We start from the raw sequence: 21,761 nt of genomic DNA on the forward strand, positions 1-21,761 counted from the left end.
TTATTAAATTCCAGCTCTTAATTTTTTTATGTTTTTTTCAATATCATCATTTTTAAATACAGCCGACCCAGCTACAATGACATTAGCACCACTGCTCACAACACCATGAATATTAGATTCGTCAATTCCACCATCCACTTGAATCATAATATCTTTATTACAAATATTTGAAAGTTCTCTAACTTCTTTAACTTTATCCGAGCAGTATTCAATAAATTTCTGTCCTCCGAATCCAGGGTTCACTGTCATAATAAGCACCATATCAACATTACTTATTAAATGCTTTATTAAAGCTACAGGAGTAGCAGGGTTTAATGCAACTCCTACTTTAACCCCAAAACTTTTTATATAGTTAATAGTTCTATCAATATGCCTATCGGTTTCATAATGAACAGTTATAATATCAGCACCCGCATGTACAAATTCTTCTACATACCTAGATGGTTCTTCTATCATAAGATGTACATCAAATGGTATCCTTGTTAGTTTTCTAATACTCTTAATAATTGGAGTACCAAAAGAAATGTTAGGTACAAACATACCATCCATTACATCAATATGAATCATATCAGCACCATATGCATCTAATTGCTTAATATGTTCTCCTAGCCTTGAAAAATCTGCTGACAGTATTGATGGTGCTATTTTTATCATTTTCTATTCCCCCTAGCAATAATTTCCTCTAAAGTTTTTATGTAAAATTTATATCTATCTCTGTAAACTTCATTAACCTCTACAGCTTCCTTAACTCCACAATTAGGTTCCTTGTAATGCATGCAATTAGAAAACCTACATTCATATCTATATTTTTCAAATTCCGGAAAACAGTGCTGTAATTGTTCTTTCTCTATAAAATCTAAACTTAATGATGAAAACCCTGGAGTATCTAATAAAAATCCTTCCTCATACTCAATAAGTTCACTATGACGTGTGGTATGCTTACCTTTTTGCGATTTTTTACTTATGTCTCCAGTTTTCATTGCTTCTCTTCCAAGTATGCTATTAAGTATAGTTGACTTTCCGACTCCAGACGGTCCACAAAAAACAGATATATTATTTTTTATCTTCGCCCTTAGCTCGCCAAGGCCCTCTCCCTCTTTTGCTTTTAAAAATACTATATCACATCCAACACTTTCTAATTCTTTTATAAGATCCTCATCAACTTTTTCAATTAAGTCCAACTTATTTAAGCAAAGAACTATTTTTAGTCTATAATGCTCGCAAAGCACTAAAAATTTATTTAGAAGTTCCATATTTAAATCAGGTTTCTTAAATGCAAAAACTACAAATGCTTGAGTAACATTAGCAACTACTGGGCGTATCATCTCTGTGTCTCTTGTAAAAATTTTTTCAATTACACCCTTAGTATCATCTGTCTCGAGCATTATTTCTACTTTATCACCAATAACAGGAGAAAGTCCAGTGTACCTGAACTTTCCTCTTGCCTTACATTCTATTACCCTATCTTTAACTTTTACAAAATATAAACCACCTATACCTTTTGTGATTACTCCCTGCATATATCCTCCACCATTTACCTTTAATTTAATATTTGTTTTTACTGACCTTTTTTGGGATTTTGATTTGTTGTTGGATCAGTTTTAGTTGGGTCCTGAGTCGTTGCCTTAGATGTTAAAGTTATAGTATCTCCAGCACTTACCTTAGTTCCTGCATCCTTATCTTGCGTTTGAATTATATCTTCATCATTACCAGATACCGATATGTTTACATTGTTTTTAGAAGCTAAATCTCTTGCATCTTTAACAGTTTTTCCCTTAAATTCCGGAACATCAACTTGCTGTTTTTCAGGTTCTTTATAAGTATAAATGCCAACCCATACAGAGCTACCCTGCGAAACACTCGTATTTGGATCAATACTTTGACTAGAAATTTTGCCATCCTGTGATTTATCATTAGTTTGTATTTGTTTTTTATCGCCTAATGTTAAATTACTATTTTGCAATAATATCGATGCTTGATCTAGCGTTTTTCCAAGTAAACTTGGAACCTGTGTAACCTTAACTTTTGGTCCCGTGCTTATTACTAAATCTACTTTATCAGCCTTTTGAACTAAGCTACCTTCATTAGGATTTTGACTTATTACAATACCACTAGCAACGGTATCACTGGACTCTTCTATAACATTACTAAGTTCTAACCCTTTTTCTTCTATACTAGCTTTGGCTGAAGGTCTATCCATTCCTATAACCGAAATCATCTTGAACCCCTCTGGTCCTTTGCTCACGTAAACTCTTACTTCTGAATTATCTTTTACTTCTGTTCCCTCATCAGGAAAACATGCTGTAACAGAACCTTTTGGCTCGTCACTAGTTACTTCTTTATCAACTACAAAACTTAGACCCTTTGCTGTTACTAATTTTTCTGCCGCTGCCTTATCGAGGCCTATTATTTTAGGGACTAATATTTTAGCTTCAACTGTTGCATTATGGTTAGCAATTGATTTTATATATACGAACCCTACCACACTGCATATAACAACTAATAAAATTATCAAAGTGGTGATTATTGTCTTTTTTTTGTTTTTGTTTTTATTTTCATTATTATTTTTATTTTCATTCTTGACTATTGGCTCTGGACTTTCAACCACGTCTTCTTCTTTTTCATAGTCGGCCATATTTACAGGTGCCATAACTCTTGTGTACTCATTATCCATGCTATTACTAGCAATAGTATACTCACTATTATTTTGTATTCTCTGAAGATCCAAATACATTTCTTTAGCAGTTTGATACCTCTTTATAGGTTCCTTCTCTATAGCTTTTAGTATTAATTTGTTCAAATTTTCTGGAACCTTATTATTTATTTCCTTAGGCGGAACAACTTTTTCTCGTATATGTTTTAAGGCTACCGATACCGGACTTTCTGCATCATAAGGCACTCTACCTGTAACCATCTCATAAAGCACTATTCCAAATGAATAAATGTCTGTTCTGCAGTCTACAAAACTTGCTTTAGCTTGTTCTGGCGAAAAATAATGCGCTGATCCCATTACAGTGCTAGTGTTAGTTATAGTAACAGAACTAGCTGCTTTTGCTATACCAAAATCTGTAACCTTAACTGTTCCATCTTCAGTTACTAGAATATTATGAGGTTTTATATCCCTATGTATAATGTTATTCTTATGAGCGCACTCAAGTGCTTTTGCTATTTGCATACCATAGTCTAATACTAATTCAGTATTCATGCTACCATTTTCAACTATAATTTCTTTTAGTGTTTTTCCTTTTATATATTCCATTACTATATAGTTAATATCCCTTTCACTTCCAACATCGTAAATATTAACTATATTATTTGATGAAAGGCTAGCTACAGACAATGCCTCTTTTCTAAATTTTTCCATAAAGTCTATATTATTTGAGAATTCTTCTTTTAGTATTTTTACAGCAACAAAACGATTGAGCAAATGGCACTTAGCTTTATAAACTATTGCCATTCCACCCTCTCCAACTTTTTCAAGGAGTTCATATCTATTCCCTAATAGGGTTCCTATCATCTCTGCACCCTCCTTCAAATACGATAACAGATATATTATCGCGTCCACCATTAAATTTGCTTAGATCAACTAACATTTTGCAACTTGTATCATTATCATTTCCAACAATAATATCATACATTTCAGAATAAGTCACATCATTAGTAAGACCATCAGTACATAAAATACATTTGATAACACTCGTCAAATCAAGGTCAAACAAATCAACTTCTACTAACTCATTTGTTCCAAGTGCCCTTGTAATAATATTTTTATTGGGATGATTTCTTGCCTTTTCTTCAGTTATAGACCCATTATCTAAAAGCTGTTGCACTAGAGAATGGTCTCTTGTAACTTTTACTAATTCTCTTTTACTATCTATAATATAACAACTACTGTCCCCTACATTTGCAACAACCATTTCATTCTGTTTTCTAATACAAATTGTTATAGTTGTGCCCATCCCTTTAAGAGAATCGTTTTGACTCGCCATATCATAAATTTCCTTGTTTGCACTTTTTATACTTTCTGAAAGAACTTTTTTAAGTTCTTTGCCTTTGTGATTGTTCTTTATATATTCCATTATAACCTTAATAGCTATATCACTTGCTACTTCTCCAGCATTGTGTCCTCCCATGCCATCCGCAACAATATAAATATCGTACTCACTACTTTCTAAATAACCTACAGAGTCTTCATTTATTTTTCTAACATTCCCAACATCTGATAAAACCCCAAGCATTGTTAAACCCCCTCATTTAAGTTCTTCACTTTTAATATGGCTTCTTCTAAGCTGTCCACATGCAGCATTAATATCTAGCCCCATTTCTCGTCTTATCGTTGTCTGAATATTATTAACCTCGAGGACCCTCTTAAACTCAACCACATCATCATTTGAAGATCTCTTTAGTTCATTTTCTTTTATCTCATTAACCGGGATTAAATTAACATGGCATAACATATCTTTTAACAAAGCACTTAGTTTCTCTGCATCTTGCTTACTATCATTAAGACCTTTAACAAGAGCATATTCGAATGTTATTCGCCTATTAGTTTTATCTATATAATACTTAGAAACATCAATAATTTCTGCAATAGAATATTTATTTGCAATTGGCATACTCTTCACTCTGATTTCATCACTAGGCGCATGAAGCGAAATAGCAAGCGTGGTTTGCATATTAAAATCCGCAAACTCTTTGATTTTTGGAACTATACCACATGTAGATATAGTTATATGCCTTTGTCCAATATTTAGTCCATTCTCTGAATTCACAATTTCAAGAAATTTCATTACATTGTCAAAATTATCAAATGGTTCCCCACTTCCCATTAGTACAACATTAGAAATTCGTTCCCTAATAAGCTGCTGTGATTTTAATATTTGGGCAAGCATTTCTCCAGGTGTTATATTCCTAATCATTCCACCTATAGTAGATGCGCAAAATTTGCAACCCATTCTGCATCCTACTTGAGTAGATATACATATAGAATTTCCATGTTTATATTTCATAACAACACATTCAATTAAATTACCATCACCCAGTTCAAAAAGGTACTTTCTTGTATCATTATGTTTTGAAGTGTATTCTTCTATAATCCTAGGTATTCCTATATAAAAATTAGTTTGCAACTTTTCTCTTACACTCTGTGGTATATTATTCATATTTTCAAATTCCCAAATATCCTTATAAATCCAGTCAAATACTTGCTTAGCCCTAAATTTACTTTCCCCATTACTTTTCATCCACTGTTTCAGTTCCTCTAAATCCATATCTAATATATTTATCATTTTACACACCCAATCATTTTAAACACTAATTAATTTTACAAGGCCACTATGACTTTATAAGTTTGGTTATAAAAAAGCCATCCATGTATTCATTTGGAAATATAGTAACATAACCTTTGTCACTATATTTTATATTATCAAATTCACCAAAAAATACAGGTTCTATCTTAAATTCGCAGTGTGACTCTATAAACCAATCAATATTACCTTCATTTTCATCTTTGTTTAGGGTACATGTTGAATATACAAGTACTCCGCCTTTTTTTACATATTTTGAAGCATTATCCATTATACTTCTTTGTATGTCTATTATATTATTTATATCTTTTATATTTTTGCTCCACTTTATTTCAGGTTTTTTTCTGATGATTCCTAGCCCTGAACATGGTACGTCTATAAGTACTCTATCTGCATATTCAAATAAATCTTTGGTAAATACAGTAGCATCTTGAACTTCACAAGTTGTATTTGTAATTCCTATTCGCTTTATGCTTTCTTCGATTAAAGACAATTTGTTTTTATGCACATCAAACGCCAGAACCTTACCTGTATTTTTCATAAGTTCTGCTATATGTGTTGTTTTTCCACCTGGTGCACTACAAAGGTCTAAAACTTTCATATTTAGTTTTAAATCCATAGAGGGTGCCGTAAGCATTGCACTCTCATCTTGAACCGTTATATTACCTTCGTTAAATAAAACATTATTCTCTATATTTTTTCCTTTAATAATTCGGATTGCTTCAGATGATGCATAACCTTCTTCTATATTATAGCCATTTTCTATAAGTTTTTCCCATATTTCTTTATAAGTTAATTTTAAAGTATTAACTCTAACTGTAACATCAGGTTTATAATTTAGCCCCTTAAGAATTTCTTCAGCCTTTTGAGGTCCATATTGCTTTATAAATAGTTTAACCAACGCTTTAGTAAATGAATACTCAAAACATAATCTTTCAATATCATTCTCTTCATTGTAATACTTTGCATCTGTTTCTCTAAGGTAACTCCTAAGTACACCATTAACAAGCTTTGATGCTCCTATGTTGCTCTTTTTCTTAGTTAAATTTACAGCCTCATTAACAGCTGCAAAACTCGGAACTTTGTCTAAATATTTAATTTGATAAACTGATATTCTTAATATATTTAAAACAAAGCTTTCTAGCTTATCAAAACCCTTTTTAACGAAGTGTTGCAATATTTTATCTATAGTATATTTGTATTTTAAGGTTCCATAAACTATTTCTGTAACTAGTGCTTTATCTTTATCATTTAGTTCGGATTTATTAAGTTCTAACCCTAAAACAATATTCGAATAAGCATTCTCATTTAATACTTTTTCTATAACTGTAATTGCTACTAGTCTACTATTACTCATACTCTTACCTCAATTTCCCTTTTATTTAAGTATCATGCCTACATCTATTTTATTACCTATTATATAATCCTTTACCTTTAAAGGCTTTTTACCTGGAAATTGAATCTCCTCAATAAGTAAAACCCCACTGCCAGTTGATACCTTTAACCCCTCTTTTGAAACATCTATAATACATCCAGCTTGCTTACTTGATAATTCATTTAATATTTTTGACTTATATATTTTCATTACAATATTGTCATAATGAGTATATGCAGTTGGTGTTGGATTTAACCCTCTTATAAAATTATGAATATCAGTACTACTACATGCCCAGTCAATACTTGCCATTTTCTTACCTAGCTTAGACGCATATGAGCTAATACTATCCCCTTGTTTAATAGGTTTAATTTTATTATTTATTACTGCATTTATTGTTTCAACTAATAGCTTAGCACCACTACTACTAAGAATGTCTGTAAGTTCACCTGCTGTAATACCTGCAGTAATTTCGACTTCATTTGTTAAGAGAATATCACCGGTATCAAGACCAACATCCATAAGCATTGTTGTGTTACCAGAAGTACTCTCACCATTAATTATACACCAATTTATAGGAGCTGCCCCCCTGTATTTTGGCAATAAAGATGCATGCAAATTTATGCATCCATATTTAGGAATATTTAGTACTTCCTTTGGAAGTAATTGACCAAATGCCACTACTACAATAAAATCTGGTTTTAAATTCTTAATTGTATCTATCATTTCATCATTATTTTTAAGTTTCAAAGGTTGGTATACCGGTATATTACATGAACTTGCTAACTGCTTAACAGGTGACATAGCTAATTTTTTCCCTCTTCCTTTTGGTCTATCAGGCTGAGTAAAAACAGCGGAAACTTCGAATTCATTTATAAGTGATTGTAGAGATGGCACTGAGAATTCCGGTGTACCCATAAAAATTATCTTCATATTATTCCTCACCCTCTATTGCTTTGTCTATAAACAATATACCATCTAAATGATCAATTTCATGGCAGAACGCCCTTGCAAGAAGACCCTCTCCCTCAATTACTATCTTTTCTCCCAACTCATTTAATGCGGATACTTTTACTTTTTGAGGCCTATCAACATTCTCTTGTGTTCCTGGTATGCTTAAACAACCCTCACTTGCGATTTGTGAACCTTCCATTTCAATGATCTCTGGATTTATTAATGCTATAGGACCATCCCCAATGTCAATAACAACTATTCTTTTTAAAATGCCAACCTGAGGCGCCGCAAGTCCTATCCCATTAGAAATATACATAGTTTCTTTCATATCTTTGATTAATAATAAAATTCTTTGATTAATTTCACCTACGACTCTGCTTTTTTTCCTTAATAACTCATCACCATATATTCTAATTGTTCTTGTAGCCATGTGTTACCCTCCTTCTAACTAAATTATAATCTTTGTGCTGCTAGATCATATTACTTGGATTAATATCTATACTAACTCTTATACTGCTATAAACATTTTTTACTAATTCATAAACTGAGTTCTTTATTTCTAAAGCAATTGTTTCATTAATATCACCTTTAATAATAATTTGCCATCTGTAGAAATTTTTAATTTTAGAGACCCCACAAGTACATGGTCCCAGCAGTGTAATTTTATTGTTATCTTTGATCTTATATTTTAAATTTTCGCCAACATTTTGTATATTTTTTATTAACATATTTTCATCCTCAGAACTCATAGTTATAACTAAAATACTTGCAAAAGGCGGATAATCCATAGCCTCTCTCATCATAATTTCATTTTTATAAAAACTATCATAATCATTGCTTGCTGCATACTTAATTGTTAACTCATCTGCACTATACGTTTGAATAACAACCTTACCTTCCTTACTACCCCTACCTGATCTTCCTGAGACTTGAGTAAGTAGCTGAAATGTCCGCTCAAACGCCCTATAATCTGGTAAGTTAAGTGATAAATCAGCAGCTATTACTCCGACTAATGTAACATCTTTAAAATCTAAGCCTTTAGCAACCATTTGAGTTCCAATTAGAATATCTGCTCCTTTATTTTTAAAGGTATTATATATATATTCATAAGAATTTTTTTTCCGTGTTGTATCAAAGTCCATTCTTAATGTTCTTGCACTTGGAAAAATCCTATTAATTTCTTGTTCAATTTTTTCTGTTCCAACACCAAAATATTTCACATAACTACTGCCACAACTAGGGCAAACTTTACTGATCTTTTCCTTCTCACCACAGTAATGACATGTTAAGTATTCACCTGCGCTATGATATGTTAATGAAATATCACATTTTTTACATTTAAAAACATACCCACATTTTCTACAGGATACAAATGTTGAAAATCCTCTTCTATTTAGAAACAAAATTACCTGTTCATTTTTACTTAAACACTGCGTAATGCCATCATGTAGTGACATACTAAATATTGAACGGTTGTTGTTCATAAGTTCTTCCCGCATGTCTACAATTTCTACTTTTGGCATTGCTGCACCATCTGCTCTCTCATTAATAGTAATTAATGAAAGCTCATTTATGGTAGACTTATAATAGCTCTCAACTGACGGTGTAGCTGATCCTAGTACTAACTTACAATTTTCAAGTTCACATTTCATATATGCTATTTCGCGAGCATCAAATTTGGGATCACTATCTGATTTATAACTAGCCTCGTGCTCCTCATCTATAACAATTAATCCTAAGTTTTCAAAAGGCAAGAATATAGCTGACCTTGCTCCAATGGCAATTTGGGTATTTCCAAGCTTTACCCTCATCCATTCGTCAAAACGCTCGCCATCTGACAATCTACTATGAAAAACCGCGATTTCAGGACCAAACCGTCCTTTAAATCTTTCAACCATTTGAGGTGTTAACGATATTTCTGGTATAAGTATTATAGATTGCTTATTTTCCTCTAACATATAACTAACCAATTTCATATATATTTCAGTTTTTCCACTACCGGTAACTCCATGAATTAAGAATTTATTTTTCTTAGAATTCATTATAAAATCCACTGATTGGCGTTGCCTTTCATTCAGTATTTTTTCTTCGTACTTAGCATAATGTTTTTGATTATACCTATTAATTGTAACCTCTTGCGCAATTAAGAACCCATGTTTAATCATTGTATTAATTGACGATAATGATAAATTAAAATTTTTGCTAAATTCATTTTTATTATATTTCATTTTATTTAATTCTATTAAGTCATAAATATTTTTATAAGGTTCATTTAAAAATTTGCCCTCTATTTGCTTACCTACAGTTAATAATAGTGAGGTCTTCTTTTTTATTCCCTTTGTTATTCCCCTGGGAATAATAACTTTTATACACTCTAGATACGTGCAGAGATACTTTTTTTTCATGATTTTTACAAGTTCAATATCGGTTATTTTAAGAAGAGGCATTTCATCACATATACTAGTTATTTCCTTAATATAACTCACATTCTCACATTGCTGATAAAGTTCTAGTACAAAAGCATCTAATGTTCTGTTTCCTCTACCAAATGGTACTTTAACTCTAAATCCTAACTGTAAAACACCTAATAAACTAGTAGGTATTTTATAGGTAAAAATTTTATCCACTTGAACTGAATCGTTATTCACTACAACTCCAGCATACTGATACACTTAATCACCCTTTTAATTTTATAATTTTCTATAATATAAAAAAGCGCATTAGCGCTTTTTATTTATTAAATTAAACAATTCCCTAGCAACTTGTTTCTTAGACATTATGTCTAATACTATTGGATCGTTATCTTTGCTTAAAATAATCACTTTATTCTCTTCAGTTCCAAACCCACTGTCTGTTTTTGTTATATCATTAGCAATTATATAATCTAAATTTTTCTTAAATAGTTTTTCTTTTGCATTTTCAAGTAAATCATTACTTTCTGCTGCAAAACCTACTAAAATTTGATTCTTTTTATGTAATCCAAGCTCTTTTAAAATGTCGTTATCCCGTACAAACTCTAAGTTTAAGATATCTTCACTTTTCTTAATTTTAAAGCTCGAGTATACCTTAGGTTTATAATCAGATACAGCTGCTGCTTTTATAACTATGTCGCTATCTTCATAATTGCTTATTACAGCGGTCCTCATCTCATCATTAGTATTTATCTTAATTATACTTACACCAAAAGGTGCTTTTTCATTACATGGTCCCGATATTAAAGTTACATCTGCCCCTCTGTCTCTTGCTTCTCTCGCAATTGAATAACCCATTTTCCCTGTTGATCTATTAGTTATAAATCTTACAGGATCAATAGGTGCAATTGTAGGTCCAGCTGTAACTAAAACCTTAGTACCTATCATATCCTTTATAGGATATAATTTACTCATAATTACTTCAAAAATATCTTCAGTTTGTGCAAGTTTTCCTTCTCCTATGTCACCACAAGCAAGCCTTCCTGATACCGGAGCAATAAACTCATAACCAAAACCCTTTAGTTTTTGAATGTTACTCTGTAGGATTGGGTTATTATACATATTAACATTCATTGCCGGAGCAAAAATCACGGGTGCCTTAGTTGCCATAATAGTAGTAGTAATCATATCATCTGCAATTCCATTTGCAATTTTACCAATTATATTAGCAGTTGCTGGAACTACAAGAAATAGATCTGCTTTTTTAGCAAGAGATATATGTTGTATCTCCCATGCTTTAGGTTCCTCAAACATATCATGTATAACCATGTTCTGACTGAGTGATTGAAAGCTTATTGGATTTACAAACTCTATAGCAGCTTTTGTCATTATAACATGCACATCAACATTTTCTTTTTTTAACCTACTAATAACGTCTAGAGCCTTATATACAGCTATTCCACCTGTAACACCAACAACTACTGTCTTTGTATTTTCCATACTATTTTATTCCTTCTTTGGTTGTGATGGCAACAATAGCTCCCTCAGAAATCTCCTCTATAGCAATAGTAACAGGTTTTGTCGAATCCACCTGTACAAGTGGGCTTTGACCTTCTATTATTTGTCTTGCTCTTTTTGATGTTGCTACAACTAAAGAATACCTATTGTCAACCTTTTTTAACAAATCTACTATTGATGGACTAATCATTGAATTATTCATTTATAATCTCCTCCTTTAAAAAATCTCCATTCATTCTATCGACTCTGCATCTTTCTGCAATGACAATGCTCTGAATTTTCTCACATGCGCTATCCACAGTATCATTCACAACTGCATAATCATATTTTGATACAAAACTTATTTCTTCATGAGCAGATGCAAATCTAGTCATTAATGACTCCGGTGTTTCACTGCCCCTATTTGTAATTCTGTTTCTTAATTCCTCCATAGATGGCGGAAGAATAAAAATAAATAAGCCATTTGGATAAGCCATTTTCACCTTAAGAGCGCCTTGAATGTCTATTTCAAGTATTACATCACGGCCACTCTCGAGCACTTTTAGAACCTCAGATTTAGGTGTACCATAGCAATTTCCATAAACCTCTGCATACTCAAGAAAGTCTTTTGATGTTATCCTTTCTAGAAATTCTTCTCTAGATATAAAATAGTAGTTTATACCTTCTATTTCAGCATTTCTTGGGCTTCTCGTAGTTGCTGAAACTGAAATCCAGAAGTCATTTTTTTTAAGAAGCGCCTCGCATACAGTCCCTTTACCAGCACCGGAAGGTCCTGAAATTACAATTAGCTGTCCTTTGCTCCTCATTATTCCTCTACCTCGTCTAAATGTTCATCATCTTTAACAGATAATCTATGTGCAACAGTTTCAGGCTGAACAGCCGATAAGATAACATGATCACTATCAGTGATAATAACCGCTCTGGTTCTTCTTCCATATGTAGCATCAATTAGCATTCCTCTATCTCTTGCCTCTTGAATTATTCTTTTTATAGGCGCTGATTCAGGGCTGACTATAGCTACCAATCTATTTGCTGAAACAATGTTCCCAAACCCTATGTTTATCAACTTTATACTCATCGTTTGCCTCCAGTTTATTCTATGTTTTGTATTTGTTCTCTAATTTTCTCTATTTCACTTTTCATACTAATTACTGTGTTTAAAATTTCTAAATCATTTGCTTTTGATGCTATAGTGTTAGTTTCCCTATTCATTTCTTGAATAATAAAATCAAGCTTTCTACCAATTGGTTCGTCTAAAATCAGAGTCTCCCTCATTTGATTTATGTGACTATTTAATCTTACAATTTCTTCATCAATTCCTGCTTTATCAGCAAAAATTGCAATTTCCATAGCGACTCTATTTTCATCAAAATCAATTTCCTTATGCAAAACATCAAGCCTTTGAGTTAGCTTAGCTTTATACTCACAAACAACAAGAGGTGCCCTTGTCTTAACCTTATCAACTAATCCATTAATTAAATCGCACTTAATTATAACATCTTCAAGTAGCTTTCTGCCTTCTCTTTCTCTCATAAAAATAAGAGCCCTAAGCGCCTTTGTTAATGCTAAGTCAATCTGCTCAAATGTTTCCGAAACATCTTCTTCCTTTTGCTTAAGTGTTATTACTTCAGGTAATTTAGCTACTGTTTCAACAGATATATCATCGCTTAGACCATATTTATCTTTTAAGATTCCAAGGCAATTTATATAACTTTCTGCTAAATTTTCATTCAAATATGCTTCGACATCTTCCTTATCATAATTGCCTTGAGTTACAAAAACATCAAGCTTTCCCCTTTTTACTTTTTCACCAATTATTTTACGGATTTTATCCTCAAAAGATATTAATACTCTAGGCATTCTTATATTAGTTTCAAAATATCTATGATTAACACTTTTAATCTCAATTGTAAAACTTTTACCATCTTTTTCAGAGTTTCCTCTCCCAAATCCGGTCATACTCCTAATCATAACAAGACATCCTTCCATTGTTCATTGTGACCTCGTAATAAGTATACATAAAGTATTACCTTAATTTCAAGCTAAAATTATAAGTTTTTACTTTTATTACGATTTTCATAAAAAAAATACCATCAAGCTGTAATTTTATAGATTTTAAAAACAGCTCATACTATTAATTAAATATTTCCTATATAACTTATATTATACCAATAATAATATTAATCACCACATTTTTTTAAAGATTTTAAAGCTTCTTCAATAATATGCTTATCTTTTGTAAGCGCTATACGGAAGTAATCGTACCCAATTTTTCCAAAAACATTGCCTGGTGTAACCACAATTCCATGATTAATCAGCAATTCTTCACAAAATTCATTTGTAGTATAATTTTTAGGTGTTCTACACCATAAATAAAAAGTAGCTTCAGCATCAAAGAATTTTATATCTTTTTCTAGTAAAATACTTTTAGCAACTTCACGTCTTTCGTCATATATTTTTCTTATATTATGAACATAATCACGTTCTAAATTAAGAGCAGCAACTGCAGCCTTTTGCACTGGTATGAATTGACCAGAGTCACAATTGCTTTTTATTTTTAAAAGAGCATTTATTACTTTAGCATTACCTACAGCATACCCTATTCTATATCCTGTCATATTATAAGTTTTAGATAAAGTTCCAAATTCCACATTTTGCCTTAATACATCATATTGCATAAGGCTAATCGGTTCTTTATCTTCCTTAATTATCTCATTATATGCCGAATCATTGCATAAAACAATATTATTATCATAAGAAAAATTTATAATATTCTTATAGAACTCTTTACTTGCTACTGCACCTGTTGGGTTATTCGGATAATTTATAAACATCAATTTGCATTTATTAACAATGATTTCAGGAATAGCATTAATCCTTGGCATATATCCATTGCTTTGTGTTAATGGCACAGTATATGGAACACAACCCCATAGTTTTGAACAAATACTATAAACTGGATATGCAGGTTCAGGCACTATTACACAATCTCCTATATCACATACAGCCGGAATTATATTGTTTATACCTTCCTTTGATCCTATAAGAATTATTACTTCATCTAAACCTAGGCATACATTGTAAACGTCATTATAGTATTTTATAACTGCTTTTTTGAGTTCCATTATTCCATCATAAGGAGGATAGTTATTATATTTCTCACATTTTAGGGCCTCTATTAGGGCATCTGTTATTTTTGAATTGACTGATAAATCTGGATCTCCTATACTAAGGTCAATAATCTTTTTACGGTCAGTTATTGCTTTATTTTTAATATCATCAATCCTTTTAAAATGATATTCGGATACATTAGACAGTCTATTATTTATTTTCATAGTATCATCCTTTATATAGTTTTTATTATATTATTCAGATAATACTAACTTTGTTACATTCGCCTGATTTACAGTAAAAAAGAATCTTAAATTAAAAATTGGCACTTATAAAATAGATATCTTAAAATATCTATTCTATAAGTACCAGTTTAATGACATTTCAGCCTTAAGGTAATATAATAAATCTAATTATAAATAAACCTGCTAAAACATAAACTATAGGACTTACTTCCTTATACCTCCCTGTTGCTACTTTTACTATTGGGTAGAAAATAATTCCTGCTGCTATTCCATTAGCTATACTATAGCTAAAAGGCATTATTGCTATTGTTAAGAATGCTGGGAGTGCTTCCGTAAAATCTTCAAAATCAATCTTTGTAATTGAACTCATCATAAGTACTCCAACTATTACAAGTGCTGGGGCAGTTGCCTCCGTTGGTACTATTCCTACAAGTCCACTAAAAAATAATGAAGCTAAAAATAAGACTCCCACTGTAGCTGATGTAAGACCTGTTCTTCCACCTTCCGCAACTCCTGCTGTGGATTCAACATAAGTTACTACTGTACTTGTTCCCATAATTGCTCCTGCAGTAGTTGCTAATGCATCTGACATTAATGCCTTATTCATATTTTTTACTCTTCCATTCTCATCGAGCATCTTAGCTTTTGTTGCTGTTCCTACAAGTGTTCCTATTGTGTCAAATAAATCCACTAAACTAAAAGTTATTACAACCATTACTACACTCATTATTGCTGAAAATAATCCCTTACCAGCTCCTGATCCTAAAAGACCTGCAAAATCAAATTGCATAAATGTTGGTGCAAGAGATGGTGGTGCACTAAACACCTGAACACCTGCTAGTTTTGTAATTCCAAACGGAATCCCCACTATAGCAGTTATAACAATTCCAATTAGTATAGATCCTTTTATTTTTCTAGCCATAAATATTGCCGTAATAGATATGCCTATTAGTGTCACTAATGCACTTGGAGATGTAAGCCTACCAAAGGCTACTAAAGTATCTTTATTACTTACAATTATTCCGCCACCTTTAAAACCTATAAGGGCTATAAATAATCCGATACCACCTGAAATAGCAAGTTTTAAATTTTGTGGCAAAGCATCTACTATTTTTTCTCGTATTGATGTAAGTGTTATTATTATAAATAAAATTCCTGATATAAAAACCGCAGCTAGTGCTTGTTGCCATGTATATCCGAGGCCTAAACATACACTATAAGTAAAGAATGCATTTAATCCCATTCCGGGTGCCTGTGCAAACGGAAGATTAGCATAAAAAGCCATTACAAAAGTACCTATTGCAGCTGTAAGGCATGTAGCTGCAAAAACTGCTGCTACAACTGGATCATTTAAGGCAGTAAAAGCTGCTGCCCCCTCTCCCTTTATACCTGGCAGATTCATTCCAGAAAATCTAAGAATATTGGGATTTACAATTATAATATATGCCATAGTTATAAATGTAGTTATACCCGCAAGTATTTCTGTTTTAACTGTTGTTTTGTTTTCTCTTAATTTAAAAAGCTTCTCAAATATAGAACTTTTTTCACTGTTTTCTGTTGATTTCATGTTTCTCCCCTATCTTGTATTTTATTTTTTATACAAACATAATATCAAAAATGGAAGTTTTCGTCAATACCATGGCGAATGTTAAATTATATTTATCTCGTTAAATTCGGCTTTTATACCTTCCATTTTCGAACATGTGCTTTATTTCTTTTAAATTTGTTGTACTCGCAAGTGCCAGCATAAGTTTAATTCTAGCCTTTTGACCCGGAAGACTATCCCCAAAAATAACGCCTGCATTCCTGAGTTCTTTTCCACCACCTGGGTATCCATAAGAGTCTAATACTCTTCCTTTAAAACATCTAGACACCATAACAACCGCTACGCCCTTTTCAATAGCAGTTTTTACACCCTCTGCCATTTCCGGCGGAATATTTCCTCTTCCCATAGCTTCAATAACAATTCCTCTTGCGCCTTCCTTTACACAAAAATCAATTAGTTTTGAATCCATACCAGCACAAGCTTTTATTAAATCTACTCTAGTTTCTACCTTATCTGTTATTATATGTTCTTTTTTTAAACTATCTCTATAAAATATTGCTTCATTGTTGTCTATAATTCCTATGGGCCCAAACTCGGGACTCTGGAAAGTGTTTAGATGCATTGAATGTGCTTTAGTAACTTCACTAGCACAATTAAGTTCATCATTTAAGCACACTAATACTCCCCTATTACGCGCCTCCAGCGAAATAGCAGTACAAATAGCAGCAGATAAATTTGCAGGACCATCATACCCAAGTTCCGAACCATTTCTCATTGAACCTGTAACAATTACAGGCTTTGGATTATTGATAGTTAGATGTAGCAAATATGCTGTTTCCTCAAGTGAATCTGTACCATGAGTAACCACAACCCCACATATATCCTCTCGAGTTAAAAACTTTTGTATGTATTTAGACAAATCCATCATGAGTTCTGGCGTCATGTGAGGTCCAGGCAGATTTGAAAAAGTATATGATTCTATTTCCGCATATTTTTCAATTCCTGTAACCATAGACATTATTTCTTCTCCACTTAGAGTTGGAACTGCCGCTTTTATTCTTGGATCGAGTGTCATAGAAATTGTGCCGCCATTAAAAATAACCACAACTTTTTTCATTTAAATTGCCTCCTAATCTTAGTTTTAAAATAAAATAATCTGTTTTCACTCTCGTGTATTATGTAAACTCAAACATAAATTCACTTTGGATAATTTATGTTTGAGTTTTAAGAAACAAATTCTATTCTACAATATACCTGCAAAAATTACATCTTTTATTTATAAAATTTCATAAATGACAATAAATGAAAATAAGGCATACAAATTATGAGCATGCCTTATTTTCATGATTCTATTTGTTTTTTAAATATTCGAATAAACTTTTCTCTATTTCATCCGCACCGTTATCATCAAATGTTATATACTGCCTTTGACCATCCAATGCCTTTACCTCAATTGTACCTATTTCTTGCCCAGTAATTTTATCAATATCTCTCTCAAATTTCATTATTTTATAACCTTCATTTATAAAATGCTCCCCTTCGTTAACCATTAAATCACTCTCCTTTTACATCCACAGATATATAGCTTAGATTTAAATTTGATTTTTTCTTTCCTTTTCTCCCTTCTTCTGTCTATCACTAGGCTCCGTTCTTTTAGTGCCAATATTAACCTTTTTACTATTGGTTTCACTTTGCTTGCCCTTTTGCATATCATTGTCACTCCCTTAAATAAAGTTATTTTAAACTATTTTGTTTACACATTAAATTCAAGGTAATATTTTATGATTTAATCAAGAATTTCCCCATTAAAATTTTTATACAAAGGTTGGTTTTTCTTATCTCCGTTACTTTTCTTAGGTTTATGAACATTATCACGTTTAATATCAATATTACTATTTTTGCTACCACCAACATGTTGATGATCAGGCATCTTTAAAACCCCCTTTAATTAAAATAATTTTAAAATCTTTTACTTTATTATTTTCTCTCTAGATTTATATATTATACGTAGTAATAAGCTAAAATTTATTTTTATATAACTAGATTAAAACATTTTACTAAATTGTTTATTTCAGTTCATTAATTATCAACTTTTAAATATAAGGTATATTAAATTACTTTTAGATAATATATATATAAGTGAGTAATTTATATTTTAATATTTCCCAAACTTGTTATATAATAAGGCAAATTGTGTTAAAATACAAAAGAATATAAAAGAAAGTTTAAACAGGGGGATTACAAGAAATGAAAAAACTATTAACAACTACCTTTATTCTATTGTTTTGTTTTTTATTAATATCTACTCATAATTCATATGCGTTTGAACCAACTAATAATCAAGTAGTTAGCGCAAACAAAGTCTGGAATATCCAGTTTAATAAAGAGCTTAAATTTGATGATACCTTAAAAAAATCTATAACTATAGTAGATAGCAAAGGGAAATCATCGGATATATCAACGCAGCTCGGTCTAGATAAGAAATCTATTTTAATTAATCCACCAGTAAAAGGATATACTCTTGGTGAAACGTATACTTTGAAAATGGATAAAGAAATTTATTCAACAGACAATACACAATTGCAAAATATTTTACAGATGACCTTTAAAATCAATAATAATGTACCTGTAGAAAATAATGAAAATATTAAGTCAATTTTTAATGATAACTGCAATAATCTTAATACTAGTTGTTGGAGCAAAAGTGACGAATATACTAACGACTCATTTATAGCAGACACTAGTGAAAGTGAAAAATATAATACACATATTCCATATGGGCAATATTTGTTTTATAATACCACTCAAAATTCGATATCCAAAATAAGTAAAGATGTAAAAATAGGCACTGGTCCTTTCAATGTAGAATTTGATGCTAAAATAACAGATTTACAAACTCCAGCTACAAATGGAGGTTGGAGAGGTTTTGCTCTGGATATAATTGCTAACAATAAAAGATACCGTCTTAGTATTAATAGCAAAGACTCCGACAATAAAGTAAATATAAACTTATTAAATAAAAATTCAGGAACAAATCTTTTTCAAACATTTACTACATATTTACCTAAAGATGATGATATTCATAGATGGTCAATCAAAAATGATGGAAATAAAACTATATCAGTATTGATAGATGGAAAAACTATTGGTACCTTCTCTAATCCCGAACTAGATGCTGCTGGGCTTACTGATAAGGTTATCCTCTATAGTGATATGACTGATGTACTTACTGGCACCAATAAAGTATATATTGATAATTTTGCAATAGTAAAATCATTAGCACTAAAAAATTCTACTGTAATACCTGATGAAAAAAATCAAACTATAAATATTTCAACAGCTATGACTATTGCAGATGAAAATCTCATAAGTGTTAAACAATATAATATTAAATTTTACCTATACAAAAACGATAAGATCATAGCAGAATCTACAACTGCGCTGGATAAGAAAACAATTTTATCGACCCTTAATAACATAACCCAATCTGGGGAAATGAAGCTTGTGCAGCAACTTGTTACAGGCAACCAGGTAATTGATGAAACAACAAGGACTATCAGCATGAATATTTCAACAGCTAATTTAGTTCCGGGTCAAACTATAACTTCCACCCCCGGAAGCATATATTTATATACTCAAATGGATAAGATGGCAGCAATAGGCCAAAGTGATGCAGTGAGTTCCGGTTGGAAATTGGGATCCTACGTGAATTCTGAAACCACTAAGAGTGGTTCAATAATTGAAAATGGGAATAGTGCCTTAACATTAAAAATGCCAGTAACCCTAAATGGTTGGTTTAGAGTTTATGTAGGTTATGTTACTGGTACAGATAGTTTTAGGATAGGAACAACTGGAAGTACCTCAATGACACAGGTAAATGGTGAGGTTTCTCTTAAGTCTGACAATTCATATGGAGATCAATGGATTAATGAAAAATCTACAATAATATCAAATTTTAATAATAATTCAATTGAAATCAATGCAGTTCCTTATAAAAACGCAAGGATTGCATATGTTAAACTAATAGGATTAACAGCTGATCAAGTTACTTTATATCAAAAGGAAAATATGAATAAACAAACAGTTATGTATGATTTTGATGGATATTCTGATTTCTTTTCCGGAAAATACCCCACTGTTGAAACACTTAAGAATAAAACTGTAGATAGACTTAATGGCAAAAATGTCGGAACAATAAATTGGTGTTTAGGAACTACAGGTACTTTAAGTTATAATAGCAAATATGCTGGAAATGCGTTTGAGGGAACTGAAGAATTCGATTCTGAGCTTAGAGATGGAGACAGGTTAGCAAAATCTCAAACATTAAATATATTAACCTCTGGAAAGTCACCACTCGAAATTGTAGCTGATAGAGGCGCCGATAAAGGAATAGCTGTTAATGCTTCCCTTAGAATGGATACATTTTATAATCCAGCTATTTACGGTTTTTTAAATGGAAATATGTATAATGAGTACAAAAAATTCGCTCAACCTGGTAGTTTTTATCTAAGCTATTATCACACAGAAGTTAGAGATTATATAAAAAATATACTTCTAGAGTTAGGTTCTTTTAATAATGTAAATGGTGTGACATTAGATTTTTGTAGGTATCCAATAGTTTTTGGAAGTGAAACTCCAAATGATCAAAAAGTATTAATTATGAATGAATTTTTACGAACTTTGCGAAAAGAACTTCCAAAAAATAAAACAATTTCTATAAGAGTTCCCTGGAAAAACCCCATTCAGTATGGCTTTGATGTTAATACTTGGGTTAAAGAAGGTTTACTTGATACGTTAATACCTTCAAGCATTGGTACTGAAGACAAATCCTTTGAAATTTCATCTTATGTAAAAATGGTTAAAAATACAAATGTAAAATTATATGTAGCTATCACAGCAGATGTTAGTGGACATGATATAACAAAAGAAGAAGAACAATTAGTAAAACAAGGATTATATATAAACAACAAAGAGTATTTAGATATTGAGCAGTATTTATTACGGGCCTATGATGTATATGAAGCTGGTGCTGATGGAGTATTCTTATTCAACTCTACCTCTAACCTTTATCTTAGTAGTAGTTCACCAGTTGAGTCAGCTTACTTAGGTGATAAAGTTCAAATTGAAAAATGGCATCAATTTGATTATGTATCAGGCTTCATGGTAAATAAAATTAATGTTCCAAAACCCTCTAATTAAAAATCAAGTATATAACCAACTAAGGCTAATACTTGACATTCTGCAACTGAAATGATATGTTTAATTTGAGGATAGATTTTATTCAATTTAATTTCA

At 31.5% G+C, this 21,761-nt stretch carries 20 protein-coding genes; 1 reads left to right on the forward strand and 19 read right to left on the reverse strand.

The genetic code is table 11. From position 1 onward, the window contains the following. Nucleotides 1-3: 3 nt before the first annotated feature. The 19 genes from rpe to KPL54_RS03390 all read right to left on the reverse strand — a co-directional run bounded on the left by rpe (nucleotide 4) and on the right by KPL54_RS03390 (nucleotide 18,396). Nucleotides 4-654: a ribulose-phosphate 3-epimerase gene (gene rpe / locus KPL54_RS03300; protein ID WP_216104676.1), complete on the reverse strand. Its 651-nt coding sequence runs from the start codon at nucleotides 652-654 to the stop codon at nucleotides 4-6. Then, nucleotides 651-1,520, reverse strand: a complete 870-nt coding sequence (gene rsgA, locus KPL54_RS03305; RefSeq protein WP_216104678.1) for a ribosome small subunit-dependent GTPase A — start codon at nucleotides 1,518-1,520, stop codon at nucleotides 651-653. Before rsgA ends, rpe begins: the two co-directional genes overlap by 4 nt. A gap of 38 nt (nucleotides 1,521-1,558) precedes the next feature. Then, nucleotides 1,559-3,517 carry a Stk1 family PASTA domain-containing Ser/Thr kinase gene (pknB, locus tag KPL54_RS03310; RefSeq protein ID WP_216104680.1) on the reverse strand — a complete coding sequence of 653 codons (1,959 nt, stop codon included), beginning with the start codon at nucleotides 3,515-3,517 and terminating at the stop codon, nucleotides 1,559-1,561. Next, complete coding sequence (locus KPL54_RS03315) at nucleotides 3,492-4,238, reverse strand: Stp1/IreP family PP2C-type Ser/Thr phosphatase (RefSeq protein WP_216104682.1); 747 nt, start codon at nucleotides 4,236-4,238, stop codon at nucleotides 3,492-3,494. Before KPL54_RS03315 ends, pknB begins: the two co-directional genes overlap by 26 nt. Before the next feature lie 12 nt (nucleotides 4,239-4,250). Continuing rightward, nucleotides 4,251-5,288, reverse strand: a complete 1,038-nt coding sequence (rlmN, locus tag KPL54_RS03320) for a 23S rRNA (adenine(2503)-C(2))-methyltransferase RlmN (RefSeq protein WP_216104684.1) — start codon at nucleotides 5,286-5,288, stop codon at nucleotides 4,251-4,253. A gap of 46 nt (nucleotides 5,289-5,334) precedes the next feature. Continuing rightward, nucleotides 5,335-6,663 carry a 16S rRNA (cytosine(967)-C(5))-methyltransferase RsmB gene (rsmB, locus tag KPL54_RS03325; RefSeq protein WP_216104686.1) on the reverse strand — a complete coding sequence of 443 codons (1,329 nt, stop codon included), beginning with the start codon at nucleotides 6,661-6,663 and terminating at the stop codon, nucleotides 5,335-5,337. 21 nt (nucleotides 6,664-6,684) lie between these two features. Further along, nucleotides 6,685-7,614, reverse strand: coding sequence for a methionyl-tRNA formyltransferase (gene fmt / locus KPL54_RS03330; RefSeq protein ID WP_216104688.1), 930 nt, complete (start codon nucleotides 7,612-7,614; stop codon nucleotides 6,685-6,687). A 1-nt stretch (nucleotide 7,615) separates the two neighbouring features. Beyond that, on the reverse strand, nucleotides 7,616-8,065 hold the full coding sequence (gene def, locus KPL54_RS03335; protein ID WP_216104689.1) for a peptide deformylase: 450 nt from the start codon (nucleotides 8,063-8,065) through the stop codon (nucleotides 7,616-7,618). Nucleotides 8,066-8,105: 40 nt separating this feature from the next. Further along, the gene (gene priA, locus KPL54_RS03340) at nucleotides 8,106-10,307 is read right to left on the reverse strand and encodes a primosomal protein N' (protein WP_216104691.1); all 2,202 of its coding nucleotides are present in this window, start codon (nucleotides 10,305-10,307) and stop codon (nucleotides 8,106-8,108) included. Between the two features lie 48 nt (nucleotides 10,308-10,355). Then, entirely contained in the window at nucleotides 10,356-11,546 is a 1,191-nt protein-coding gene (gene coaBC / locus KPL54_RS03345) for a bifunctional phosphopantothenoylcysteine decarboxylase/phosphopantothenate--cysteine ligase CoaBC (protein ID WP_216104693.1), read from the reverse strand. 1 nt (nucleotide 11,547) lies between these two features. After that, nucleotides 11,548-11,766 carry a DNA-directed RNA polymerase subunit omega gene (rpoZ, locus tag KPL54_RS03350; RefSeq protein ID WP_216104695.1) on the reverse strand — a complete coding sequence of 73 codons (219 nt, stop codon included), beginning with the start codon at nucleotides 11,764-11,766 and terminating at the stop codon, nucleotides 11,548-11,550. Continuing rightward, a complete protein-coding gene (gmk, locus tag KPL54_RS03355; protein WP_216104698.1) occupies nucleotides 11,759-12,370 on the reverse strand; it encodes a guanylate kinase in 612 nt (203 codons plus the stop codon). Before gmk ends, rpoZ begins: the two co-directional genes overlap by 8 nt. Next, nucleotides 12,370-12,642 carry an extracellular matrix/biofilm regulator RemA gene (gene remA / locus KPL54_RS03360; RefSeq protein WP_216104699.1) on the reverse strand — a complete coding sequence of 91 codons (273 nt, stop codon included), beginning with the start codon at nucleotides 12,640-12,642 and terminating at the stop codon, nucleotides 12,370-12,372. Before remA ends, gmk begins: the two co-directional genes overlap by 1 nt. 14 nt (nucleotides 12,643-12,656) lie before the next feature. Next, the gene (locus KPL54_RS03365) at nucleotides 12,657-13,535 is read right to left on the reverse strand and encodes a YicC/YloC family endoribonuclease (protein WP_216104702.1); all 879 of its coding nucleotides are present in this window, start codon (nucleotides 13,533-13,535) and stop codon (nucleotides 12,657-12,659) included. 209 nt (nucleotides 13,536-13,744) lie between these two features. Beyond that, nucleotides 13,745-14,899 (reverse strand): aminotransferase class I/II-fold pyridoxal phosphate-dependent enzyme, encoded by a 1,155-nt coding sequence (locus tag KPL54_RS03370; protein WP_216104704.1) that lies wholly within the window; start codon nucleotides 14,897-14,899, stop codon nucleotides 13,745-13,747. Nucleotides 14,900-15,065: 166 nt separating this feature from the next. Then, nucleotides 15,066-16,487, reverse strand: coding sequence for an NCS2 family permease (locus KPL54_RS03375; RefSeq protein ID WP_216104706.1), 1,422 nt, complete (start codon nucleotides 16,485-16,487; stop codon nucleotides 15,066-15,068). A 100-nt stretch (nucleotides 16,488-16,587) separates the two neighbouring features. Next, the gene (locus KPL54_RS03380; RefSeq protein ID WP_216104708.1) at nucleotides 16,588-17,583 is read right to left on the reverse strand and encodes an asparaginase; all 996 of its coding nucleotides are present in this window, start codon (nucleotides 17,581-17,583) and stop codon (nucleotides 16,588-16,590) included. Nucleotides 17,584-17,815: 232 nt separating this feature from the next. Beyond that, entirely contained in the window at nucleotides 17,816-18,016 is a 201-nt protein-coding gene (locus tag KPL54_RS03385) for a hypothetical protein (protein WP_216104710.1), read from the reverse strand. A gap of 236 nt (nucleotides 18,017-18,252) precedes the next feature. Next, nucleotides 18,253-18,396, reverse strand: coding sequence for a hypothetical protein (locus KPL54_RS03390; protein ID WP_153882475.1), 144 nt, complete (start codon nucleotides 18,394-18,396; stop codon nucleotides 18,253-18,255). A 317-nt stretch (nucleotides 18,397-18,713) separates the two neighbouring features. On the opposite strand from KPL54_RS03390, the gene KPL54_RS03395 reads away from it, so the two are divergent. Beyond that, nucleotides 18,714-21,665, forward strand: coding sequence for a hypothetical protein (locus KPL54_RS03395; protein ID WP_216104712.1), 2,952 nt, complete (start codon nucleotides 18,714-18,716; stop codon nucleotides 21,663-21,665). The last annotated feature ends 96 nt before the right edge of the window (nucleotides 21,666-21,761 follow it).

Source organism: Clostridium estertheticum, assembly GCF_018861295.1.
Classification (GTDB): domain Bacteria; phylum Bacillota; class Clostridia; order Clostridiales; family Clostridiaceae; genus Clostridium_AD; species Clostridium_AD estertheticum_D.

Bases quoted from the DNA above. Each gene is read 5' to 3' on its own strand.
- rpe (WP_216104676.1), bottom strand. From the start codon at position 654: ATGATAAAAATAGCACCATCAATACTGTCAGCAGATTTTTCAAGGCTA.
- rsgA (WP_216104678.1), bottom strand. From the start codon at position 1,520: ATGCAGGGAGTAATCACAAAAGGTATAGGTGGTTTATATTTTGTAAAA.
- pknB (WP_216104680.1), bottom strand. From the start codon at position 3,517: ATGATAGGAACCCTATTAGGGAATAGATATGAACTCCTTGAAAAAGTT.
- KPL54_RS03315 (WP_216104682.1), bottom strand. From the start codon at position 4,238: ATGCTTGGGGTTTTATCAGATGTTGGGAATGTTAGAAAAATAAATGAA.
- rlmN (WP_216104684.1), bottom strand. From the start codon at position 5,288: ATGATAAATATATTAGATATGGATTTAGAGGAACTGAAACAGTGGATG.
- rsmB (WP_216104686.1), bottom strand. From the start codon at position 6,663: ATGAGTAATAGTAGACTAGTAGCAATTACAGTTATAGAAAAAGTATTA.
- fmt (WP_216104688.1), bottom strand. From the start codon at position 7,614: ATGAAGATAATTTTTATGGGTACACCGGAATTCTCAGTGCCATCTCTA.
- def (WP_216104689.1), bottom strand. From the start codon at position 8,065: ATGGCTACAAGAACAATTAGAATATATGGTGATGAGTTATTAAGGAAA.
- coaBC (WP_216104693.1), bottom strand. From the start codon at position 11,546: ATGGAAAATACAAAGACAGTAGTTGTTGGTGTTACAGGTGGAATAGCT.
- rpoZ (WP_216104695.1), bottom strand. From the start codon at position 11,766: ATGAATAATTCAATGATTAGTCCATCAATAGTAGATTTGTTAAAAAAG.
- gmk (WP_216104698.1), bottom strand. From the start codon at position 12,370: ATGAGGAGCAAAGGACAGCTAATTGTAATTTCAGGACCTTCCGGTGCT.
- remA (WP_216104699.1), bottom strand. From the start codon at position 12,642: ATGAGTATAAAGTTGATAAACATAGGGTTTGGGAACATTGTTTCAGCA.
- KPL54_RS03365 (WP_216104702.1), bottom strand. From the start codon at position 13,535: ATGATTAGGAGTATGACCGGATTTGGGAGAGGAAACTCTGAAAAAGAT.
- KPL54_RS03370 (WP_216104704.1), bottom strand. From the start codon at position 14,899: ATGAAAATAAATAATAGACTGTCTAATGTATCCGAATATCATTTTAAA.
- KPL54_RS03375 (WP_216104706.1), bottom strand. From the start codon at position 16,487: ATGAAATCAACAGAAAACAGTGAAAAAAGTTCTATATTTGAGAAGCTT.
- KPL54_RS03380 (WP_216104708.1), bottom strand. From the start codon at position 17,583: ATGAAAAAAGTTGTGGTTATTTTTAATGGCGGCACAATTTCTATGACA.
- KPL54_RS03385 (WP_216104710.1), bottom strand. From the start codon at position 18,016: ATGGTTAACGAAGGGGAGCATTTTATAAATGAAGGTTATAAAATAATG.
- KPL54_RS03390 (WP_153882475.1), bottom strand. From the start codon at position 18,396: ATGCCTGATCATCAACATGTTGGTGGTAGCAAAAATAGTAATATTGAT.
- KPL54_RS03395 (WP_216104712.1), top strand. From the start codon at position 18,714: ATGAAAAAACTATTAACAACTACCTTTATTCTATTGTTTTGTTTTTTA.